This window comes from Lautropia dentalis, assembly GCF_003892345.1.
GTDB lineage: Bacteria > Pseudomonadota > Gammaproteobacteria > Burkholderiales > Burkholderiaceae_E > Lautropia > Lautropia dentalis.
This window is the reverse complement of the sequence record NZ_RRUE01000001.1, coordinates 1,207,737-1,226,437: the sequence shown is the minus strand read 5'-3', so window position 1 is coordinate 1,226,437 and position 18,701 is coordinate 1,207,737. Positions and strand designations below refer to the sequence as shown.

Annotated in this window: 15 protein-coding genes and 1 pseudogene; 2 read left to right on the top strand and 14 right to left on the bottom strand. The window is 65.6% G+C overall.

The features are described from left to right. Positions 1-66 precede the first annotated feature (66 nt). The 3 genes from guaB to EHV23_RS04630 form a co-directional block, all read right to left on the bottom strand. On the bottom strand, positions 67-1,527 hold the full coding sequence (guaB, locus tag EHV23_RS04640) for an IMP dehydrogenase (RefSeq protein WP_125094913.1): 1,461 nt from the start codon (positions 1,525-1,527) through the stop codon (positions 67-69). Between the two features lie 339 nt (positions 1,528-1,866). Then, positions 1,867-2,364, bottom strand: a complete 498-nt coding sequence (locus EHV23_RS04635; protein ID WP_158615838.1) for an RnfH family protein — start codon at positions 2,362-2,364, stop codon at positions 1,867-1,869. After that, the gene (locus tag EHV23_RS04630; RefSeq protein ID WP_125094911.1) at positions 2,357-2,806 is read right to left on the bottom strand and encodes a type II toxin-antitoxin system RatA family toxin; all 450 of its coding nucleotides are present in this window, start codon (positions 2,804-2,806) and stop codon (positions 2,357-2,359) included. The genes EHV23_RS04635 and EHV23_RS04630 overlap by 8 nt, the downstream gene beginning before the upstream one ends. A 213-nt stretch (positions 2,807-3,019) precedes the next feature. On the opposite strand from EHV23_RS04630, the gene smpB reads away from it, so the two are divergent. Continuing rightward, positions 3,020-3,472 (top strand): SsrA-binding protein SmpB, encoded by a 453-nt coding sequence (gene smpB, locus EHV23_RS04625; protein WP_125094910.1) that lies wholly within the window; start codon positions 3,020-3,022, stop codon positions 3,470-3,472. Positions 3,473-4,069: 597 nt separating this feature from the next. Here smpB and EHV23_RS04620 read toward each other — a convergent pair. The 3 genes from EHV23_RS04620 to ppsA all read right to left on the bottom strand — a co-directional run bounded on the left by EHV23_RS04620 (position 4,070) and on the right by ppsA (position 8,344). After that, on the bottom strand, positions 4,070-4,999 hold the full coding sequence (locus tag EHV23_RS04620) for an SPFH domain-containing protein (protein ID WP_125094909.1): 930 nt from the start codon (positions 4,997-4,999) through the stop codon (positions 4,070-4,072). Between the two features lie 89 nt (positions 5,000-5,088). Beyond that, complete coding sequence (locus EHV23_RS04615; RefSeq protein WP_125094908.1) at positions 5,089-5,583, bottom strand: NfeD family protein; 495 nt, start codon at positions 5,581-5,583, stop codon at positions 5,089-5,091. A 349-nt stretch (positions 5,584-5,932) separates the two neighbouring features. Further along, the gene (ppsA, locus tag EHV23_RS04610) at positions 5,933-8,344 is read right to left on the bottom strand and encodes a phosphoenolpyruvate synthase (RefSeq protein ID WP_125094907.1); all 2,412 of its coding nucleotides are present in this window, start codon (positions 8,342-8,344) and stop codon (positions 5,933-5,935) included. Positions 8,345-8,791: 447 nt separating this feature from the next. Between ppsA and ppsR the strand changes: the two genes are divergently transcribed. After that, positions 8,792-9,634 (top strand): posphoenolpyruvate synthetase regulatory kinase/phosphorylase PpsR, encoded by an 843-nt coding sequence (gene ppsR, locus EHV23_RS04605; RefSeq protein ID WP_125094906.1) that lies wholly within the window; start codon positions 8,792-8,794, stop codon positions 9,632-9,634. A gap of 292 nt (positions 9,635-9,926) precedes the next feature. On the opposite strand, the gene EHV23_RS04600 is transcribed toward ppsR, so the two are convergent. The 8 genes and pseudogenes from EHV23_RS04600 to bamA form a co-directional block, all read right to left on the bottom strand. Beyond that, entirely contained in the window at positions 9,927-10,814 is an 888-nt protein-coding gene (locus EHV23_RS04600) for a TrmH family RNA methyltransferase (RefSeq protein ID WP_125094905.1), read from the bottom strand. Positions 10,815-10,954: 140 nt separating this feature from the next. Further along, positions 10,955-11,563 (bottom strand): ribonuclease HII, encoded by a 609-nt coding sequence (rnhB, locus tag EHV23_RS04595; protein ID WP_125094904.1) that lies wholly within the window; start codon positions 11,561-11,563, stop codon positions 10,955-10,957. Continuing rightward, entirely contained in the window at positions 11,560-12,816 is a 1,257-nt protein-coding gene (gene lpxB / locus EHV23_RS04590) for a lipid-A-disaccharide synthase (protein ID WP_125094903.1), read from the bottom strand. Before lpxB ends, rnhB begins: the two co-directional genes overlap by 4 nt. Positions 12,817-12,820: 4 nt before the next feature. Next, positions 12,821-13,615: an acyl-ACP--UDP-N-acetylglucosamine O-acyltransferase gene (gene lpxA, locus EHV23_RS04585; RefSeq protein ID WP_125094902.1), complete on the bottom strand. Its 795-nt coding sequence runs from the start codon at positions 13,613-13,615 to the stop codon at positions 12,821-12,823. Positions 13,616-13,726: 111 nt separating this feature from the next. Then, positions 13,727-14,179 (bottom strand): annotated as a pseudogene (gene fabZ / locus EHV23_RS04580) (3-hydroxyacyl-ACP dehydratase FabZ); the annotation flags it as partial. A 26-nt stretch (positions 14,180-14,205) separates the two neighbouring features. Then, positions 14,206-15,312 (bottom strand): UDP-3-O-(3-hydroxymyristoyl)glucosamine N-acyltransferase, encoded by a 1,107-nt coding sequence (lpxD, locus tag EHV23_RS04575; protein ID WP_125094901.1) that lies wholly within the window; start codon positions 15,310-15,312, stop codon positions 14,206-14,208. A gap of 237 nt (positions 15,313-15,549) precedes the next feature. Next, positions 15,550-16,101 carry an OmpH/Skp family outer membrane protein gene (locus tag EHV23_RS04570; protein WP_125094900.1) on the bottom strand — a complete coding sequence of 184 codons (552 nt, stop codon included), beginning with the start codon at positions 16,099-16,101 and terminating at the stop codon, positions 15,550-15,552. A 258-nt stretch (positions 16,102-16,359) separates the two neighbouring features. Beyond that, complete coding sequence (gene bamA, locus EHV23_RS04565) at positions 16,360-18,612, bottom strand: outer membrane protein assembly factor BamA (RefSeq protein WP_125094899.1); 2,253 nt, start codon at positions 18,610-18,612, stop codon at positions 16,360-16,362. Positions 18,613-18,701 lie beyond the last annotated feature (89 nt).

Sequence of the window (18,701 nt, the reverse complement as noted above, 5' to 3'; positions counted from 1 at the left end):
GAAACTGGAGAGAGCAAAAGAGACTGGCCAGAGACGGCACCATCAGGCGGCGCCTCTGGCTAAGCATCACTCGACGTGATAGTTTGGCGCTTCCTTGACGATCTGCACGTCGTGCACGTGAGACTCGCGGATGCCGGCGCTGCTGATCTCGACGAACTGGGCACGCTGGTGCATGGCGTCGATGGTCGGGCAGCCGCAGTAGCCCATGCTGGAGCGCAGGCCCCCGCAGAGCTGGTAGATGATGGCGCTGACCGCGCCCTTGTAGGGCACGCGGCCTTCGATGCCCTCGGGCACCATCTTCTCGGCGGCAGCGTTGGAATCCTGGAAGTAGCGGTCTGCCGCGCCCTGCTGCATGGCGCCCAGCGACCCCATGCCGCGGTAGAACTTGTACGAGCGGCCCTTGTACAGGACGATTTCGCCCGGTGATTCTTCCGTCCCGGCAAAGATGGAGCCCATCATGACGCTGGACGCCCCCGCGGCAATGGCCTTGGCCACGTCGCCGGAGTAGCGGATGCCCCCGTCGGCAATCAGCGGCACGTCGGTGCCCTGCAGCGCGGCCGCCACGTCGCCCACGGCGGTGAGCTGCGGCACCCCCACCCCGGCCACGATGCGGGTGGTGCAGATGGAACCGGGGCCGATGCCCACCTTGACGGCATCGGCGCCGGCATCCACCAGCATGCGGGCGGCATCGCCGGTGGCAATGTTGCCGGCAATGACCTGCAGGTCCGGGTGGTGGCGCTTGATTTCGCGCACGCGCTCGATCACGCCCTTGGAATGACCGTGGGCGGTATCGACCACCACCACGTCCACCCCGGCGGCCACCAGTTTTTCCAGCCGTTCGTGGCTGTCGCCGCCGGTGCCGAGGGCGGCACCGACGCGCAGCTTGCCGGAGCTGTCCTTCGAGGCTTCGGGGTGGGTGTCGGCCTTCAGGATGTCCTTGACGGTCATGAGGCCGCGCAGCTCGAAGGCGTCGTTGACCACCAGCACGCGTTCGAGGCGGTGCTTGTGCATGAGCTTCTGGGCGTCTTCGGGGCTGGCGCCCTCGCGCACGGTGATCAGGCGCTCCTTCGGCGTCATGATGTTGCGCACGGGCTGGTCCAGCTCGGACTCGAAGCGCAGGTCACGGTTGGTGACGATGCCCACCACCTTGCCCCGCTCGACCACCGGCAGGCCGGAGATGTGATGCTTGCGCGTGATGGCAATGACATCGCGCACACTCATGCTGGGGGTGATGGTGATGGGGTCTCCGACCACACCCGACTCGTACCGCTTGACGGCCAGCACTTCGGCGGCCTGCTCTTCGGGCTTGAGGTTCTTGTGGATGATGCCGATGCCGCCCAGCTGGGCCATGACGATGGCCATGCGGCTTTCAGTCACGGTGTCCATCGCCGCGGAGATGAGCGGGATGTTGAGACTGATGTTTCGGGTCAGGCGCGAGCGCAGCGAGGCATCGCGCGGGATGAAGTCAGAGTAAGCGGGGACGAGCAGAACGTCGTCAAATGTCAGTGCCTTCTTGGCTATCCGCATCGCTATTTTTCCGCAAAGCGGCATGATAGCAAAATTTTTGGCGCAGTGCGATGTAGTGTAGCTTTGGTGGATTTACGCTACGGATAGGGACGCCAGTGCCAAACAAGGGGGAATCATGCTGTGATCATGTTCAGACCATGCGGGGAGCCTGCCTGTCAGATGACAACACAGATTGTGCAGAGCGGCCAGGGGGCTGCGGCATCCCCCTCCTCACATCTTCCTGCGGAAGAAATGGATTCGTCGGGGGATACCTCCGCCCCCTGGCCTTTCACAGTCGAGTGGCGTCAGGTAGCGTCAGGTAGCGTCGGGTAGCGCCGGGTGGCATGAGCAGCCGGAAGATCATCCCCTGGCCTTCATGTTGCCGGGCCGCTGGTTTCTGGCCGCCCTGGCCTTGGTCACGCGTTCGAAGCGGGCAGCTTTCACGTCGGCCACGACGGGGCAGAGTATCTCGATACGGTCGTCGGGATGCAGGGGGTCATCCAGCCAGGCGCGGCGGCCGAAGCGGGAAAGGCCAAGGCGTTTCTGTTCGATGGCGGCAATGAGTGTGGCTGCCATCTGGCCAGCGGACTGCGTGCCGTCCTGCGCGTTCCGCCCTTTCACGTCCAGAACCTGACTGGCAAATTCCCGCGCAGATGCCTCCTGCCCCGCCACGCCCGTCACATCTGCCACACCCGGCACCCCCTGCAACGTGGCCCGCTGCAGAAGCTGTCGAATCGTGCTGCCCGCAGCAACGCGGTGCTGGGTGCGCTGCAGATGGTATTGATCTGCCCTGCCCTCGTCCCGATATTGAACGACGAGTTCCACGGACAGGCCCGAGGGCACCTCGTGCTCAGCCACCAAAGCCCGTCGCTCCGTAGCGTTTCTCGGCCTCCTGCACGAAGGCATCGACCAGCGAGTTGGCAATCATGCCGAACACCGGGTTGAGCACTGCTGCCATCAGGCCGCCGCCCACCTCGTAGTCCAGTTCGAGATCGATGCGGCAGGCGTCCGCAGCCAGCGGCTTGAACGTCCAGCCACCCTGCAGGCGGGAAAATGGACCGTCCTTCAGCCGAAGCTGGATGCTGGTGGGACGCTGGTGGACATTCTCGGTGGAGAAGGTCTGGCGCAGACCCTTGAAGTTGATGGTGATGGCGGCCGACATGCCCGTGTCGGTGCGCGAAAGCAGCTGCGTCCCTCCACACCAGGGCAGAAAATCGGGATAATCTTCCACCCGTTCGACCAGATCGAACATGGCTTCGGCCGGGTATGGCACCAGGGCAGACTTGCGAATGACGGGCATGGTGGATTCGAACGGTTTACAGGGCTGTCGGTCAGGCCGCCCCTGCCAGCGGCCGGGCCTCCGGACCCGATCATACAGGCGGCCGGGCTTCCGGGTCTGATCATGCAGAGCCGGGGCTCCAGACCCGAACGTGCAGATGGCGTGTCGTCACCGGCCGTCCTGCCTCGTCGCAACATCGACACAGCCGCCCCTTCCACAGGCACAATATCGACCATGTCGACCATTACAGAAAACCGGAAAGCCGGGTTCAACTACTTCATCGAGGAACGGATCGAGGCCGGGCTTGTGCTGGAGGGCTGGGAAGTCAAGTCCATCCGCGCCGGCCGCGTGCAGATCCAGGAAGCCTACGTGATTGTAAGGCGAGCCGAGCTGTTCCTCATCGGCGCGCACATCACCCCACTGATTACTGCGTCCACCCACGTCAAGCCGGACGTGACGCGCACCCGCAAGCTGCTGCTGCATGGTGCCGAAATCTCGCGCCTCATCGGCAAGGTCGAGCGCTCGGGATATTCGCTGGTGCCGCTGAACCTGCACTATACCCGTGGCCGCGTGAAGCTCTCGCTGGGTCTGGCCAAGGGCAAGAAGCAGTTCGACAAGCGCGCCACCGAGCGCGAAAAGGACTGGCAGCGGGAGCGTTCCCGTCTGATGAAAACCGGCAACCGGTGAGAGGGGCTTCCCGGCATGCCAGGGACGACGGCTGAGCAGGACATCGTTTGATGGAAGACGGCTTCGAGCGGGGCGGCACGGGGAGCGGGGGACTCCTGCGGCTCATACGCTCACTGAAGCTTTGTTGCCCACGACCTGCGTCGTGGTCAACAAACCTTCAGCGCTATAACACTTTCCGACAATCGGGCTGACGCCCGACCGTCAGAAAGTCGTTCACGCGTACCGCGAAATCGCCGCAGGAGCCCCCCGCTCCCCGTGCCGTTTCTCAAGCTCGCCATACCGCGGCTTCGGCCACGTGCTGAGCGAGCCTTGGCAAGGCCGTCTGTGCCGGCTGGCGTTTCTCCCCCGGAATGGAGCTGCAACCCCCTTGAGACAAGCGCCCCGGAGCGGGATGTCACTGCGGCGATTTCGCGGTCGGCGTGAAAACTTTGCAACGGGCGGGCGCAGCCCGGTTGTTGCAAAGTTTTATAGCCATCCAGCTTTGTTGACCACGACGCAGGTCGTGGGCAACAAACCTGGATTGAGCGTATGAGCCGCAGGGGCATACCGGTCCGGGGCGCGTGCCACAACGGAGTCGTCTTCCTTAAAAAGAAACGATCAGCGCCCTTCCTCCCCAGACACCTTGACCGTCTTCATCGCCGTGGCAATCAGGCCCGACACATCCCCCAGATTGGACGGCACGATCATCGTGTTGTTCGTCTTGGCCAGCTTCGCGAACGCCTCAACGTACTGCTCCGCCACCCGCAGATTCACCGCCGTATCCCCACCCGGCAGCTTGGCCGCATGGCCCACCCGTTCGATTGCCTGCGCCGTCGCCTCCGCAATGGCCGAAATCGAAGCCGCCTCACCCTGCGCCCGGTTGATCGCCGCCTGACGCTCACCTTCCGAGCGCTGGATGGCCGCCTCCCGCTCACCCGACGCCAGATTGATCTGCTCCTGCCGGCGCCCCTCCGAGGCCGCAATCACCGCCCGCTTCTCCCGCTCGGCCGTGATCTGCGCCTGCATCGCCCGCAGAATCTCCGCCGGCGGCGTCAGATCCTTGATCTCGTAGCGCAGCACCTTCACCCCCCAGTTGGTGGCCGCCTCATCCAGCACACTCACCACCGCCAGGTTGATCGCCTCACGCTCCTCGAACGTCTTGTCCAGCTCCATCCGGCCGATCACCGAGCGTAGCGACGTCTGCGCCAGCTGCGTGATTGCATCCACATAATTGCTCGACCCATAGGATGCCCGCATCGGGTCCGTCACCTGAAAGTAGAGTACCCCGTCCACCTGCAGCTGCGTATTGTCCCGCGTGATGCAGACCTGACTGGGCACATCCAGCGGAAACTCCTTCAGCTCGTGCTTGTAGGCAACCCGGTCGATGAAGGGCACGATGATGTTCAGACCCGGCATCAGGATGCGGTCGAACTTGCCCAGCCGCTCGACCACCCAGGCATGCTGCTGGGGCACGATCTTGAGCGTCTTGACGGCAAAGACGACGGCCAGGGCCAGAATGGCGAGCGAGACGGTAGTGGTAACGGGCATCGACGACAGCTCCTTGAAGTTGAGGTGAACGACGCGCTGAAGACGGCGCCGGCAGGCTTGCCGAACAGCGCGATGAAAGCCAACCGGGCTCAGGCCACGCCGTGGGCGGCCGGTGCCGGCGCAGGGGTATGGCCGCCGGTGCGGGCCAGCTCCACCGGAATCAGTACCAGCCGGCTGCCGGATATCGCGTGAATGCGGTGCGTGCCGGCGCGGCGCGGGTAGCCCGACAGCAGCTCGGCCTGCCATATGGTGCCGCGGTAGCTGATGCGCGCCAGCCCGCTCTGCTCCCAGGCCTCCACCGTCACGGTCTGGCCGATGTCCAGATTCAGGTCACGGCTCTGCTCGGGCGGCTCTTCGGCCGGCGCAATGGGCTTGAGGTGACGCACCAGCAGCGCCCCCAGCACGCTGCCCACCGCCGCCACCAGCAGCTGCACGGCCATGGACAGATCCAGCCAGGCGGCAATACCGGCCAGGAACATCGCCCCTGCAATGACCAGCAGGTAGAACGAACCAATGAACAGCTCCGCAATACCCAGTACCACGGCAAGAATCCACCAGCCGTAATGGGTTGCCATGAAATCCATGCCCTGCCCTCCTTTTTCTTGCGCCTTGTTCTCATTTTGGGACGCTCGGGCAATGTGTCAAGGTGTGAACGGACGAACGGCTGACCGTTGCAGAAAACGCAAAGGTTCGGCGTGTCCACACCACACCAGCCGGCAGACCAGGGGGATGAGCAGCTGGAGAGACATCAGGATCGCATAGACAGGCGGGGGTGAACGTGAACACTGCTGCCTCCGACACCGACAAAGACAGGATCGCACGGACAGGCGGGGGTGAACGGCCAGATCGCGGGAACGGCCAAAAAAATGCCGCCCGAAGGCGGCGGGCCGGGCACAAACAGGCTACGTACCGGCCAGACAGGCAATCAGGCCATCACTTGCCGGCCGATTTCGCTCCCAGCCGCTGCCAGGTGGACACCACGGTGTCGGGGTTGAGCGAAATGGAGGTGATGCCCTGCTCCACCAGCCACTCGGCCATGTCCGGGTGGTCGGACGGGCCCTGGCCGCAGATGCCCACGTACTTGCCGGCCTTGCGGGCCGCCTCGATGGCACGGGCCAGCAGCGCCTTGACGGCCGGGTCGCGCTCGTCAAAGCCCTCGGCCACCAGACCGGAGTCGCGGTCCATGCCCAGCGTGAGCTGGGTCATGTCGTTGGAGCCAATGGAAAAGCCGTCGAAATGCTGCAGGAACTCGTCGGCCAGGATGGCGTTGGACGGCAGTTCGCACATCATCACCACCTTCAGGGCGCCGGTGCCGTCCGGTGCGCCCCCCTCGCCGCGCTTCAGGCCGTGTTTCTCCAGCAGCTCGATCACGCGGGCGCCTTCCTTCACCGTGCGCACGAAGGGAATCATCAGCTGCACGTTGGTCAGGCCCATGTCTTCGCGAACCCGCTTCATGGCGCGGCATTCCATCTCGAAGCAGTCGGCAAAGGTGGCCGACACGTAGCGCGAGGCGCCACGGAAGCCCAGCATCGGGTTTTCTTCCTCGGGTTCGTAGCGCGAACCGCCGATGAGCTTGCGGTACTCGTTGCTCTTGAAGTCGGACAGGCGCACGATGACCGGCTTGGGCCAGAAGGCGGCGGCGATGGTGGCCACGCCCTCGGCCAGCTTCTCGACATAGAAGGCACGCGGGCTGGCATAGCCGCGGGCCACGCTCTCGACCGCCTGCTTCAGGTCGGCATCGACGGCCGGATAGTCCAGAATGGCACGCGGGTGGATGCCGATGTTGTTGTTGATGACGAACTCGAGCCGGGCCAGGCCCACACCGTCATTGGGCAGCGCGGCAAACTCGAAGGCCAGCTGCGGGTTGCCGACGTTCATCATGATCTTGGCCGGAACCTTCGGCATGGTGCCGGTCTCGACATCGGTGACTTCGGTTTCGAGCTGGCCGTCGTAGACGTAACCGGTGTCCCCTTCGGCGCACGACACCGTGACCAGCCGGCCTTCCTTCAGCACGTCGGTGGCATTGCCGCAGCCCACCACGGCCGGGATGCCCAGCTCACGGGCGATGATGGCAGCATGGCAGGTGCGCCCCCCCCGGTTGGTGACGATGGCCGAAGCGCGCTTCATCACCGGCTCCCAGTTGGGGTCGGTCATGTCGGTAACCAGAACGTCACCGGGCTGCACGTGTTCCATCTCGGAGGCATCACCCACCACGCGCACGCGGCCGGTGCCGATTTTCTGGCCGATGGCACGGCCGGAGGTCAGCACGTCGGAGCTGCCCTTGAGCACGAAGCGCTGCTGTCTACGGTCCCTGGCCTGCGATTTGACGGTTTCCGGACGGGCCTGCAGGATGAAGAGCTGGCCATCGATGCCGTCCTTGCCCCACTCGATGTCCATCGGGCGGCCGTAGTGCTGCTCGATGATGGTGGCATAGCGGGCCAGTTCGATGACTTCTTCGTCGGAAAGCGAGAAGCGCGCGCGCTGCTCGGGCGGCGTGTCGACGGTGCGCACGGTGCGGCCCTCGGCCTGCCGGTCGGCAAACTCCATTTTGATGAGCTTGGAACCGAGGTGACGACGGATGAGCGGATACTTGCCGGCGGCCAGCATCGGCTTGTGGATGTAGAACTCGTCCGGGTTGACGGCGCCCTGCACCACCGTCTCGCCCAGGCCCCAGGAGCTGGTGATGAACACCACGTCCTCGAAGCCCGACTCGGTGTCGATGGTGAACATCACGCCCGAGGCGCCGAGGTCGGAGCGGCACATGCGCTGGATGCCGGCCGACAGCGCCACGCCCTCGTGGGCGAAGCCCTTGTGGACGCGGTAGGAGATGGCACGGTCGTTGTAGAGCGAGGCAAAGACCTCGCGGATGTGGTCGAGAATGGCGTCGATGCCCACCACGTTGAGCACCGTTTCCTGCTGGCCGGCAAAGGAGGCGTCGGGCAGGTCTTCGGCCGTGGCACTGGAGCGCACGGCAAAGGAAATGCCTTCGGGCGCGCCCTCGGTGAGGCGGGCGAAGTTGTCGCGGATGGCCTTTTCCAGATCGGGCGGAAAGCCCGCGTCACGCACCCAGCCGCGGATTTCGGCGCCGGCTTCGGCCAGAGCCTTCACGTCGTCGGTGTTCAGGCTGGCCAGACGGGCGTTGATGCGCTCGGTCAGGCGGTTGTGGGTGAGGAAGTCACGAAAGGCTTCGGCCGTGGTGGCAAAGCCGCCGGGCACCTTGACCCCGGTGGCTGCCAGCTGGCTGATCATTTCGCCCAGCGAGGCGTTCTTGCCGCCGACGATGTCCACGTCGGACATGCGCAGCTCTTCGAAGGGAACGACCAGACGTCCTGCGAATGCGTTCATGATGAAGGTTCCAGATGGTTGAGAATTCGGTTGTTTCGGCCGGGCGCGGAAGACGCATGCGGCGGTGGCGCACGCGGCATGCGGCACGGAAGCGCTGCCTGGTCAGACCGCAGCGAAGGCCGATGAACTTGAGAAGGCGTGCGGTACCAGCGATGGGCGGTACCGGAAAGGACGTGCGGCGCCAGACGGGCAGGCAGGCGACAGGGACACCGCGCCTGTCATGCTGGAGCCAGGTCTGGCGGTGGTAACGGCTTCTCAAATTCACCACGTGTCTCCTTGCCCCCTATTCTAGCGGCTGGTACCCGTAACGGGATTTGCGTTCGTTTGCACGGGTACGCTCGATAACCCTGATGGATGGACCATGTGGTAATTTCATCGGCTGCGACTGCATGTACATTTTCTGCCTGCCCTCCGACCGACACTGCCCCGTCCATGAACCCGCCCACCATGACCGCCCTGCCCCACGACCGTACGGCCTATTTCATTTCGGACGGTACCGGCATCACGGCCGAGACCTTCGGCATGTCGCTGCTGAGCCAGTTCGACGACCTGAAGACGCGCAATGTGCGTCTGCCCTTCACCGACAGCCCGGCCAAGGCACACGAGGCGGTGGCGCGGATCAACCTGGCGGCGCAGAACGACGGGCGCCGCCCGCTGGTGTTTTCGACGCTGGCCAATCCGGAAATCAGCGGCATCGTGCAGACGGCCAACGCCGAGTATCTGGACCTGATCGGCACCTTCGTGCAGCGGCTCGAGGGCGAGCTGGGCCGCAAGGCATCGCGCGGGGTGGGCCAGTTCCACCGCATCAAGAGCCCGGACGCCTATCAGGCCCGCATCGACGCCATCAATTTCTCGCTGTCGCACGACGATGGCCAGCAGCACGCCGAGCTGGGCACGGCCGACGTGATTCTGGTGGGGGTATCGCGCTGCGGCAAGACGCCCACCAGCCTGTACCTGTCCATCCAGCACGGCATCAAGGCCGCCAACTATCCGCTCATTCCGGAAGATTTCGACCGGATGCGTCTGCCCGAGGTGCTCTACCAGTACAAGCACAAGCTGTTCGGCCTGACCATCACGCCAGAGCGCCTGCACGAGGTACGCAGCGAGCGCCGGCCCGACAGCCGCTATGCGTCGCTGGAGAACTGCCGCGACGAGGTGCGCCAGGCCGAATCGATGATGCGCCGCGAGGGGGTTTCGATGCTCTCGACCACCACCAAGTCGATCGAGGAAATTGCCGCCACCATCCTGACCGTGATCGAGATGGACGACGTGGTGCCGCCGATTGTCTGACACCCCGGCGCCGGCCCTGCCACGGCATGATCCGGGCGGCAGGCTGATGCATCGGCAGCAGGGTTGATGCGCCGGCTGTGGGGATACCGTGATGCACCGGCAGCAGGCTGGATGGGCTTCGGCGGGACTTAGGGACCCTCTTCAAAAGTCCTGCGGCACTTTGATTCCCATGCTCGGGCGATCCAGTGCGTTGCCATTTGTCGCCAATAGCCCTGCTATTGCCAACAAATGGCGCCTTCTGGCTCATCCCGATCCTGGGCTCAAAGCGCTCGCAGACTTTTACAGAGGGTCCTTAGACCAGCCGCTGGCGGCGCTGCTCGAACAGGCACACGGCGGCCGAAGCCGCCACGTTGAGGGATTCGACCCCGGCCGCCTGCGGAATGGTCAGCCGCAGGCCCAGCCGTTCCTGCAGGGCCGGTGCAATGCCCTCGCCCTCGTTGCCGAACACCCAGGCCAGTGGTGAACGCAGGTCCGTGCCGTAGAGCGACTGCCCGCCCTGCAGCACCGTGCCCGCCAGGGGCAGATGCGTGACCAGCGCCTGCAGGGCGTGTGGTGCCACGTTCTCGACGATGTCCATCACGAAGTGCCCACCCATGCCGGCGCGCAATACCTTGGGCGCCCAGCAGGCGGCCGTGCCGGGGGTGGTGAGCAGGGTCTGCACGCCGGCGGCGGCAGCCGTGCGCAGGATGGCGCCGACGTTGCCGGGGTCCTGCACGCGGTCGAGTACGATGATGTCACCGCCTTCCCCAAGGCGCGCTGGCAGCAGCGGCCGGGGCGTATCGACCACCGCCAGCACCGGGGACGGTGACGGCAGCAGGTCCAGTTCGCCGAACAGGCGGTCGTCGAGAATCAGCCAGTGGGCATTGGCTGCGACCTGCACGGGGGAGGAATGTTCCACAGACTCGTCGATGTCATCTCCGTCACTTGCCGGCACCCCGGCGAGCTGCTGCAGCGTGCGCTGCGGAATCACCAGCTGGCGGATGGGGCGTCCGGTGGCCAGCCAGGCATCCAGCAGGTGCCAGCCTTCCAGCACGGTCTGGCCGCTGCGGCGACGTTCGCGGGCCGATTCGAGCAGCTCGCGCAGATGGCGCCATTTGGGGTTGCTGCTGGACGAGATGTCGGCGGGGGTGTGCTGCAACCGGCGGCGGGCAGCCGCCAGCGTGATGAGGGGGTCGGACATGACGAAGGAGCGTCTGATGAATGGGTTCGATGGTACCCGGTGTCACGGAACACACGCCATACACGCGCCGGCACACCACATGCACGCCTCATGATGCGCCTCATGACACGCCTCCATGGACGGCACAGGCGTGCCGGGCCTCACCCGCCTTTTATCACGCGGGCCACCGGGGCAAAGCTGCGGCGGTGGATTTCGCAGGGGCCGTGCTCGCGCAGGGCGGCCATGTGCACGGCCGTTCCGTAGCCCATGTGGCGCTCGAAGCCGTAGGCAGGAAACTGCTCGGCGTACTGCAGCATCAGGCCGTCCCGCACCGTCTTGGCGAGAATGGAGGCCGCGGCGATGGCCGGGTCCTGGTCGTCACCGCCGATGACGGTTTCGACACGCATGCCGTCCAGCCGTGGTGCACGGTTGCCATCGATGCGCACGTGGCGCGGCCGAGGGTCCAGGCCCTCGATGGCACGGGTCATGGCCAGCAGCGTGGCACGCAGGATGTTGAGCCGGTCGATCTCCTCGACGCTGGCACTGGCCACGGCAAAGGCCAGCGCCCGTTCACGGATCTCGGCAGCCAGCCGCTCACGACGACGGGCGCTGAGCTTCTTGGAGTCACGCAGCCCCTCGATGGGATGGTCGGGGTGCAGGATGACGGCCGCGGCCACCACCGGCCCGGCCAGCGGACCACGACCGGCCTCATCGACGCCGGCGATGGTGGGGTCGGCCACAAAGGTGAGATCGAGGGGGGAGGCAGTCATGCAAGGTCGTTCATCACGGTATCGGCCACACGCCGCGCGCAGTCGCGAGCCAGCTCGTGGTGCATGGCGGCAAAGCGCGTGCGCAGACGGTCGCAGCCGGCTGCGTCGTCATGCTGCTGGCTGATGGCCCGGGCCAGCACCTCGGGAGTGGCGGCGTCCTGAATGAACTCGGGCACCAGAAACTCACCGGCCAGAATGTTGGGCAGGCCAAACCACGGCTGGTAGTTCCTGCCCTTCATCAGCCGGTAGGAGAACGGCGACATCCGGTAGGCAATCACCATCGGCCGCTTGTAGAGGGCCGCCTCCAGCGTGGCGGTGCCGCTGGCGATCAGCGTCTGGTCGCAGGCGGCCAGCGCGGTGTGGGACTGGCCGTGCAGCAGCTGCAGCGGCAGTTTCTGCCACGCGGGATCGGTGTCGATCAGCGCCCGCAGCTGGGCATGACGGGCGTCGCCGGCGGCAGGCAGGATGAAATGCCAGTCGGGATGCTGGCGGTGCAGCAGCACGGCGGCGGCCAGAAACACGGGCGCGAGGTGCTCGACTTCGGCATGGCGGCTGCCGGGCATCAGGGCGATGACGGTGCCCTGCGCCGCCAGCCCCAGTTCGGCACGGGCTGCGCCCTGATCGGGGTGGAACGGAATCTGGTCGGCCAGCGGGTGGCCACAGTAGGTGGCGGGAATGCCGGCCTCGCGGTAGATGGCTTCCTCGAACGGGAAAATCAGCAGCATGTGGTCGGCGGCCTGACGGATTTTCTCGATGCGCTCGCGCCGCCACGCCCAGATGGAGGGGCTGACGAAGTGCCAGGTGCGCACGCCGGCGGCGCGCAGGCGGGTTTCGAGACCGAGGTTGAAATCGGGGGCATCGACACCGATGAAGCCGCGCGCCGGCCAGTCGAGCAGGCGCTGCGCCAGCTGGCGGCGGATCCATAGCAGCTTCGGCAGCACCTTGAAAGCTTCGGCGTAGCCGTGCACGGCCAGCAGGTCGCTGGGCCACCAGGCATCGAAGCCGGCGGCCTGCATGCGGGGGCCACCGATGCCGGCCGTTTGCATGAGGTTGCCGGAAGATGCAGGGGACATCACGTCGGGCGCGGATGCCGCCTCGCCTGGTGCCGGATCGGAAGGTATATCCGAAGAGGACGCATCCGAAGGGGGGACAGCAGCCTGTCGTGGTTTCTGCTGCTGCCAGTATTGCAACACCGACGCCGCAAGCAGGTCGCCCGAGGCTTCGCCCGCGACCATGCCGATCCGCGTGCTCATGCCCTCAGCGCGCAATGCCGCGTGTGGCCTCGCCCAGGAACTGCACCAGCGGACCGAGGCACTTCTGGTGCAGCTCGTCAGCGACAGCCTGGGCCTGCAGCGCCTCGCGGGCCTCGGCCAGCGACAGGCCCTGACGGTAGAGCGTCTTGTAGGCGCGGCGGATGGCGGTGATCTCGTCCGGCGTGAAGCCCCGGCGGCGCAGGCCCTCGCTGTTGATGCCGTGGGTGGCCAGCGGGTTGCCGGAGGCCATCACGTAGGGCGGGATGTCCTGCAGGACGATGGAGCCGGTGCCAGTCATGGCGTGGGCACCGATCTTGCAGAACTGGTGCACCTGCGAGTTGCCGCCCAGAATCACCCAGTCACCGATGTGCACGTGACCGGCCAGATTGGTGGTGTTGGCAAAGATGGTGTGGCTGCCCACCTGGCAATCGTGTGCGATGTGGACGTAGGCCATGATCCAGTTGTCATCGCCCAGGCGGGTGACGCCCACGTCCTGCGCCGTGCCCCGGTTGATGGTGACGCACTCGCGGATGGTGTTGCCGTTGCCGATTTCGAGGCTGGTGTCCTCACCGGCGTATTTCTTGTCCTGCGGGGCGGCCCCCACCGAGCAGAACGGATACAGGCGGTTGTTCTCGCCCAGCGTGGTGGGGCCTTCCAGCACCACATGGGCGGCAATACGGCTGCCGGCGCCGATGCGCACGCGGGGGCCGATGACGGCATAGGGGCCGACCTCGACACTCGAATCGAGTTCGGCGGCCGGGTCGATGACGGCGGTGGGGTGAATCAGCGGCTGCGCCATGCTGGTTCAGGCCCTGCTGGTGCCGGGTTTGCCGGGCAGTGCCGCGTTGGCACTGGCCGGGCGCCCTGCCCCGTGGTCGGACACGGCACCGGCGGCTTCTTCCTCGCGGTTGAGTTCGCGCAGCGCGCACATCAGGCTGGCCTCGGCCACCTTCTGGCCATCGACGGTGGCCTCGCCGTGGAACTTCCAGACGAGTCGCGACTTGCGGGTGATGCGCACGTCCAGCACCAGCTGGTCGCCGGGGCTGACGGGACGCTTGAAGCGGGCCTCGTCGATGCCGGCGAAGTAGTAGACCGAGTTGGCGTCGGAATAGCGGCCCATGCTGGCGAACGACAGGATGCCGGCGGCCTGCGCCATTGCCTCGAGCACCAGCACGCCCGGCATGACCGGCACGTGCGGGAAGTGGCCCTGGAAGAAGGGCTCGTTGATGGTGACGTTCTTGATGGCGACGATGCGTGCGTCGAGATCGATCTCGGTGACCCGGTCGATGAGCAGGAACGGATACCGGTGCGGCAAATAGCGAAGGATTTCGGAAATATCGATCGCCGGCTGTTTTTCACTCATGCTTGGACAAATTCCCTGGCTTGCTTTTATTGGTCGGCCTGGCTGCTGGCGGCACCGGCCTCGCCGGTACCGTCTGGGGTCGCATCGCCAGCCAGTGCCTGCTCCATGCGGCGCAGACGCCGGCGCATGTCCGGCAGCTGCCGGACCACGGCTGCCGCCCGCTCCCAGGCGGCATTTTCCATCGACGGGAAGATGCCGCTGTAGAAAGCCGGTTTGGTGATCGACTTGGAGATCAGCGTCATCGTCGAGACGGCGGCATCGTCGCAGATGTGGATGTGCCCGAAAATGCCCGAGGCCCCACCGATCTGCACCCGCTTGCCAATGACCGCGCTTCCTGCGATGCCGGCGCAGGCAGCAATGGCCGTGTCTGCACCGATCCTGACATTATGGGCGATTTGCACGAGATTATCGATCTTGACACCGTCTTCGATGACGGTGTCGTCCAGCGCACCACGGTCGATGCAGGTGCAGGCCCCGATTTCGACCTGATTGCCGATGACCACGGCGCCCAGCTGGGGGATCTTGATCCAGCCGCCGCCCTTCTTCGGGGCAAAGCCAAAGCCGTCGGCGCCGATGACGGCACCGGAATGGATGAGGGAATCGTCACCGACGCTGCAGTCGTCACCCAGCGAGACGTTGGCGTGCAGCCGGGTACGGGCGCCCACATGGGCGCCGGCGCCCACCACGGTATTGGCGCCGATCCAGGCCTGGTCGCCGATGACGGCGTGCGCCCCGATGACGGCGCCGGTCTCGATGACGGCCGTGGCGGCCACCGTGGCATCGGGATGCACGTGGGCGCCCGGGGCGATGCCGCCGGCCGGGCGCGGATTGACCTGCGCATCGAACCACTGGGCCAGCCGGGCATAGGCGCCGTAGGGGTCGGGATCGATCAGCAGGTTGGCATCGGCCGGCAGGTCATCGACGAGCTTCGGCGAGACGATGTAGGCCACCGCGTGGCTGGCATGGGCCGCCTCGCGCTGCTGGGCACGCACCAGAAAGCTGATGCTCTCGCTGTCGGCCTTGCGCAGGCTGGCCAGCCGCCGGACGGTGACGGTGGGGTCGCCGCGCAGCTCTGCGCCCAGGACGCTGGCCAGTTCGGCCAGGGAAACGGGGGAATGAAGGGTGCGTTTCATGAGGAGAGACGTCCGGGAAGAGCAACCGGCGCGCGGCCGGTGAAACCAGCGAGGCAGTCAGGACCGGGAAACCCGGGGAGGTACCGGAATCCGTGACACGACACCGCTGTCATGCAGGACGCCCGGTACGGCAGAGATCCCGCCAGGCCAGTGGCCACAGACCGGCCGCCTGGGGCGACCAGGGCTGCATCCCGGCTGGCCGGACGGGAGCGGGGCCGTGATGGCCCCTTCCCGGCATCAGCGGCCGCTGTTGAGCTGCTTGATGACGGTGTCGGTGATGTCCAGCCGGGGGCTGACGTAGACGGCGTCCTGCAGGATCAGGTCGAACTTCTCACGCTCGGCAATGGCCTTGATGGCGCGGTTGGCCTTGTCCAGCACGCCGGTCAGCTCTTCGTTGCGGCGCTGGTTGAGGTCTTCGCGGAACTCGCGCTGACGGCGCTGGAAGTCGCGGTCCATGTCGGACAGCTCGCGCTGGCGGCGGGCGCGGTCGCTGTCGGTCATGACGGCGCTGTCCTTCTCGAAGCGCTCGGAGGCACTGCGCAGGCGGGCGCCCAGATCCTGGATTTCCTTGTCGCGGCGAGAGAAGTCCTTCTCGATCTTGGCCTGGGCGGCCTTGGCGGGCGCCGAGTCGCGCATGATGCGCTCGGTGCTGACGAAGCCGATGCGGGCGCCACCGGAGGCAGAGGCCTGGGCCATGGCGGCGGGTGCGGCAACCGTAGCGAGGCCGGCGGTGAGCGCACAGGCCAGGGCGGCACGGCGCAGGGAAAGGGTGCTGAGAGTCTTGATCATGTAATACAAACGCGGTTGATTCAGGGTTTCAGAAAAGGGAGGCCCACCCGGCGGCAGGCGGCTCCGCTTCTGCCTGGCCGCAGCCAGACACTCGACGGGTGATTCTTGCACACTTCAGCCCCTCGCATGGCCAATGCCGGGCGCTGGCCGAAAAAAGAATGTTTCAGCGTTTCTTTTCCCGACAGGTCAAATGGGGTGGTGCGCCAGCCGGGGCGGGACGGTACACACCTTGGGAAAGGCCGGCACATCCGGACATGATCAGAACGCCGTACCGATCTCGAACTGCACGCGCTGCGTGTCATCACCCGGCTTGCGCTTGACCGGGTAGCCCAGCGACAGCTTCAGCGGCCCCACCGGCGACAGCCAGTTGATGCCCGCCCCCACCGAGTAGCGCAGCTCGCCGAAGTCGATGCGGTTGTCGAACACGTTGCCGGCATCGGCAAACAGGAAGGCGCGTACCGTCTTGTCGTTGCCGGTACCCGGCAGCGGGAACAGGATTTCGGCGCTGGCCGCAAACGAGGCCGTGCCTCCCAGCGGGTTGTTGTCCTTCACGTCACGCGGCCCCAGGCTGTTGGAGCCGAAGCCACGCACCGAGTTGATACCCCCCGCGTAGAAGTTCTTGAACACCGGATACGGCTTGCCGGACAAACCGCGACCATAGCCGACGTCGGCCGACAGCGAGAAGGTGTAATCCTTGGTGAGCGGCGTGTACCAGGCGTGCTGGTAGGTGGCGCGGTAGTAGGAGAGGTCCTGCCCCGGGAAGGTCACGTCCACATTCAGGCGCTGCAGCCGACCGCGGGTGGGCGCCAGCGAACTATCCCGCGAATCGCGCGACCAGCCCAGCGTGGCCAGCCAGGCATCGCTGGTGGTACCGAACTGGTTGACGTAATCGATGTAGCGCTGCGGCAGCCCGTTGGTGCCCGGCTTGATCTGGTTCTGCTCGAATACCAGGCCGAAGCTGATGCGGTCGAGTTCGGTATACGGGATACCCAGTCGCAACCCGCCACCGGCGGAGCGGATGCGATAGTCGCCCAGCCCGGAGTTGTAGGCGTTGAAAGTACGCGAATACACGTCGGTGCCCAGACTCACGCCGTCCTGCGTGAAGTAGGGGTCGACATAGGAGACCGAGGCCGTGCGCTGGGTCTGGCCCGTGTTGACCTCGATACCGAAGGTATTGCCGGTACCGAGGAAGTTGGGCTCGTTCAGTGCCACCTGCAGCAGCATCTTCTCGGTGGACGAGTAGCCGGCCCCGAAGGTCATGTTGCCGGTGGCCCGCTCCGTCACCTTCACGACCAGATCGACCTGATCGGGTACACCCGGCACCGGCACATTCTGGATCTGCACGTCCTGGAAGTAGCCCAGACGCTCGACCCGGTCACGCGACAGGGCGATCTTGTCGGAATCGAACCAGGCCCCCTCGAACTGGCGCAGCTCGCGGCGGATGACCTCGTCGCGGGTGCGCTGGTTGCCGGCAATGGTGATGCGCCGCACATAGGCCCGCCGGCCGGGGTCGACATTGAGGGTGTAATCAACCTCGCGCTTCTCGCGGTCGATGGTGGGCACCGGGTTGACGCTGGCAAAGGCGTAGCCGATGGCGCCCAGGTCGTCGGTGATCTTCTTCTCGGTCTGCGAGAGTTTTTCACCCGAGAAGGTATCACCCGGCTTGAGGGCCAGTGCCTTGCGGAACTGTTCTTCGCGGCCCAGCGTGTTGCCGCCGAACTTGATGTCACGAACCTTGTAACGCTCGCCTTCCTTGATGGCCAGCGTGACGTAGACCTTCTCGCGCGCCGGATCGATGGAGACCTGGGTGGACTCGATGCCGAATTCCAGATAGCCGCGGTTGAGGTAGAAGGAACGCAGCGTTTCCAGGTCGCCGGCCAGCTTCTCGCGCGAATACTGGTCGGTCTTGGTGTACCACGACAGCCAGTTGGGCGTGGTGAGCTTGAGCTGATCGAGCAGCTCGGATTCCTTGAATACCTTGTTGCCCAGAATGCGGATCTGCGCGATGCGAGCGCTGGCCCCCTCCTCGATGGCCATGGACACGGCCACGCGGTTGCGCGCCATGGGGGTGACGGAGGAAGTGATCTTGACCGAATACTTGCCGCGCGACAGGTACTGGCGGCGGATCTCCTGCTCGGCCTTGTCCAGCACCGAGCGGTCGAAGATGCGGGCCTCGGCCAGACCGGCCTGGCGCATGGCCTTTTTCAGGGCATCGGCGTCGAACTCGCGCGAACCGGACACGTCCACCGAAGCAATGGCCGGACGTTCATCCACGCGCACCACCAGCACGTCGCCATCCTGCGCCAGATGCACGTCCTTGAAGAAGCCGGTGGCGTAGAGCGCCTTGACCGCCTCGCTGGCGCGGGCCGGTGTGAGTTCATCACCCACCCGGACCGGCAGGTAGCCAAAGACGGTACCCGCTTCGGTACGCTGCAGACCCTGCACCCGGATGTCGCGCACGACGAACGGAGTGAAGGCGGACGCCGGAGCCACCCATGCCAGGGAGGCCATGCCGGCCAGCACGACGTGGCTGACCCATGAGGGGAATATCGCGTGTTTGATACCGGGTTCCTCGGCGCGAGACCAGGGCAGCCGGAATC

Coding starts and splice junctions, on each gene's coding strand:
- guaB (WP_125094913.1), bottom strand. CDS start 1,527: ATGCGGATAGCCAAGAAGGCACTGACATTTGACGACGTTCTGCTCGTC.
- EHV23_RS04630 (WP_125094911.1), bottom strand. CDS start 2,806: ATGCCCGTCATTCGCAAGTCTGCCCTGGTGCCATACCCGGCCGAAGCC.
- smpB (WP_125094910.1), top strand. CDS start 3,020: ATGTCGACCATTACAGAAAACCGGAAAGCCGGGTTCAACTACTTCATC.
- EHV23_RS04620 (WP_125094909.1), bottom strand. CDS start 4,999: ATGCCCGTTACCACTACCGTCTCGCTCGCCATTCTGGCCCTGGCCGTC.
- EHV23_RS04615 (WP_125094908.1), bottom strand. CDS start 5,583: ATGGATTTCATGGCAACCCATTACGGCTGGTGGATTCTTGCCGTGGTA.
- ppsA (WP_125094907.1), bottom strand. CDS start 8,344: ATGAACGCATTCGCAGGACGTCTGGTCGTTCCCTTCGAAGAGCTGCGC.
- ppsR (WP_125094906.1), top strand. CDS start 8,792: ATGACCGCCCTGCCCCACGACCGTACGGCCTATTTCATTTCGGACGGT.
- EHV23_RS04600 (WP_125094905.1), bottom strand. CDS start 10,814: ATGTCCGACCCCCTCATCACGCTGGCGGCTGCCCGCCGCCGGTTGCAG.
- rnhB (WP_125094904.1), bottom strand. CDS start 11,563: ATGACTGCCTCCCCCCTCGATCTCACCTTTGTGGCCGACCCCACCATC.
- lpxB (WP_125094903.1), bottom strand. CDS start 12,816: ATGAGCACGCGGATCGGCATGGTCGCGGGCGAAGCCTCGGGCGACCTG.
- lpxA (WP_125094902.1), bottom strand. CDS start 13,615: ATGGCGCAGCCGCTGATTCACCCCACCGCCGTCATCGACCCGGCCGCC.
- lpxD (WP_125094901.1), bottom strand. CDS start 15,312: ATGAAACGCACCCTTCATTCCCCCGTTTCCCTGGCCGAACTGGCCAGC.
- EHV23_RS04570 (WP_125094900.1), bottom strand. CDS start 16,101: ATGATCAAGACTCTCAGCACCCTTTCCCTGCGCCGTGCCGCCCTGGCC.
- bamA (WP_125094899.1), bottom strand. CDS start 18,612: ATGGCCTCCCTGGCATGGGTGGCTCCGGCGTCCGCCTTCACTCCGTTC.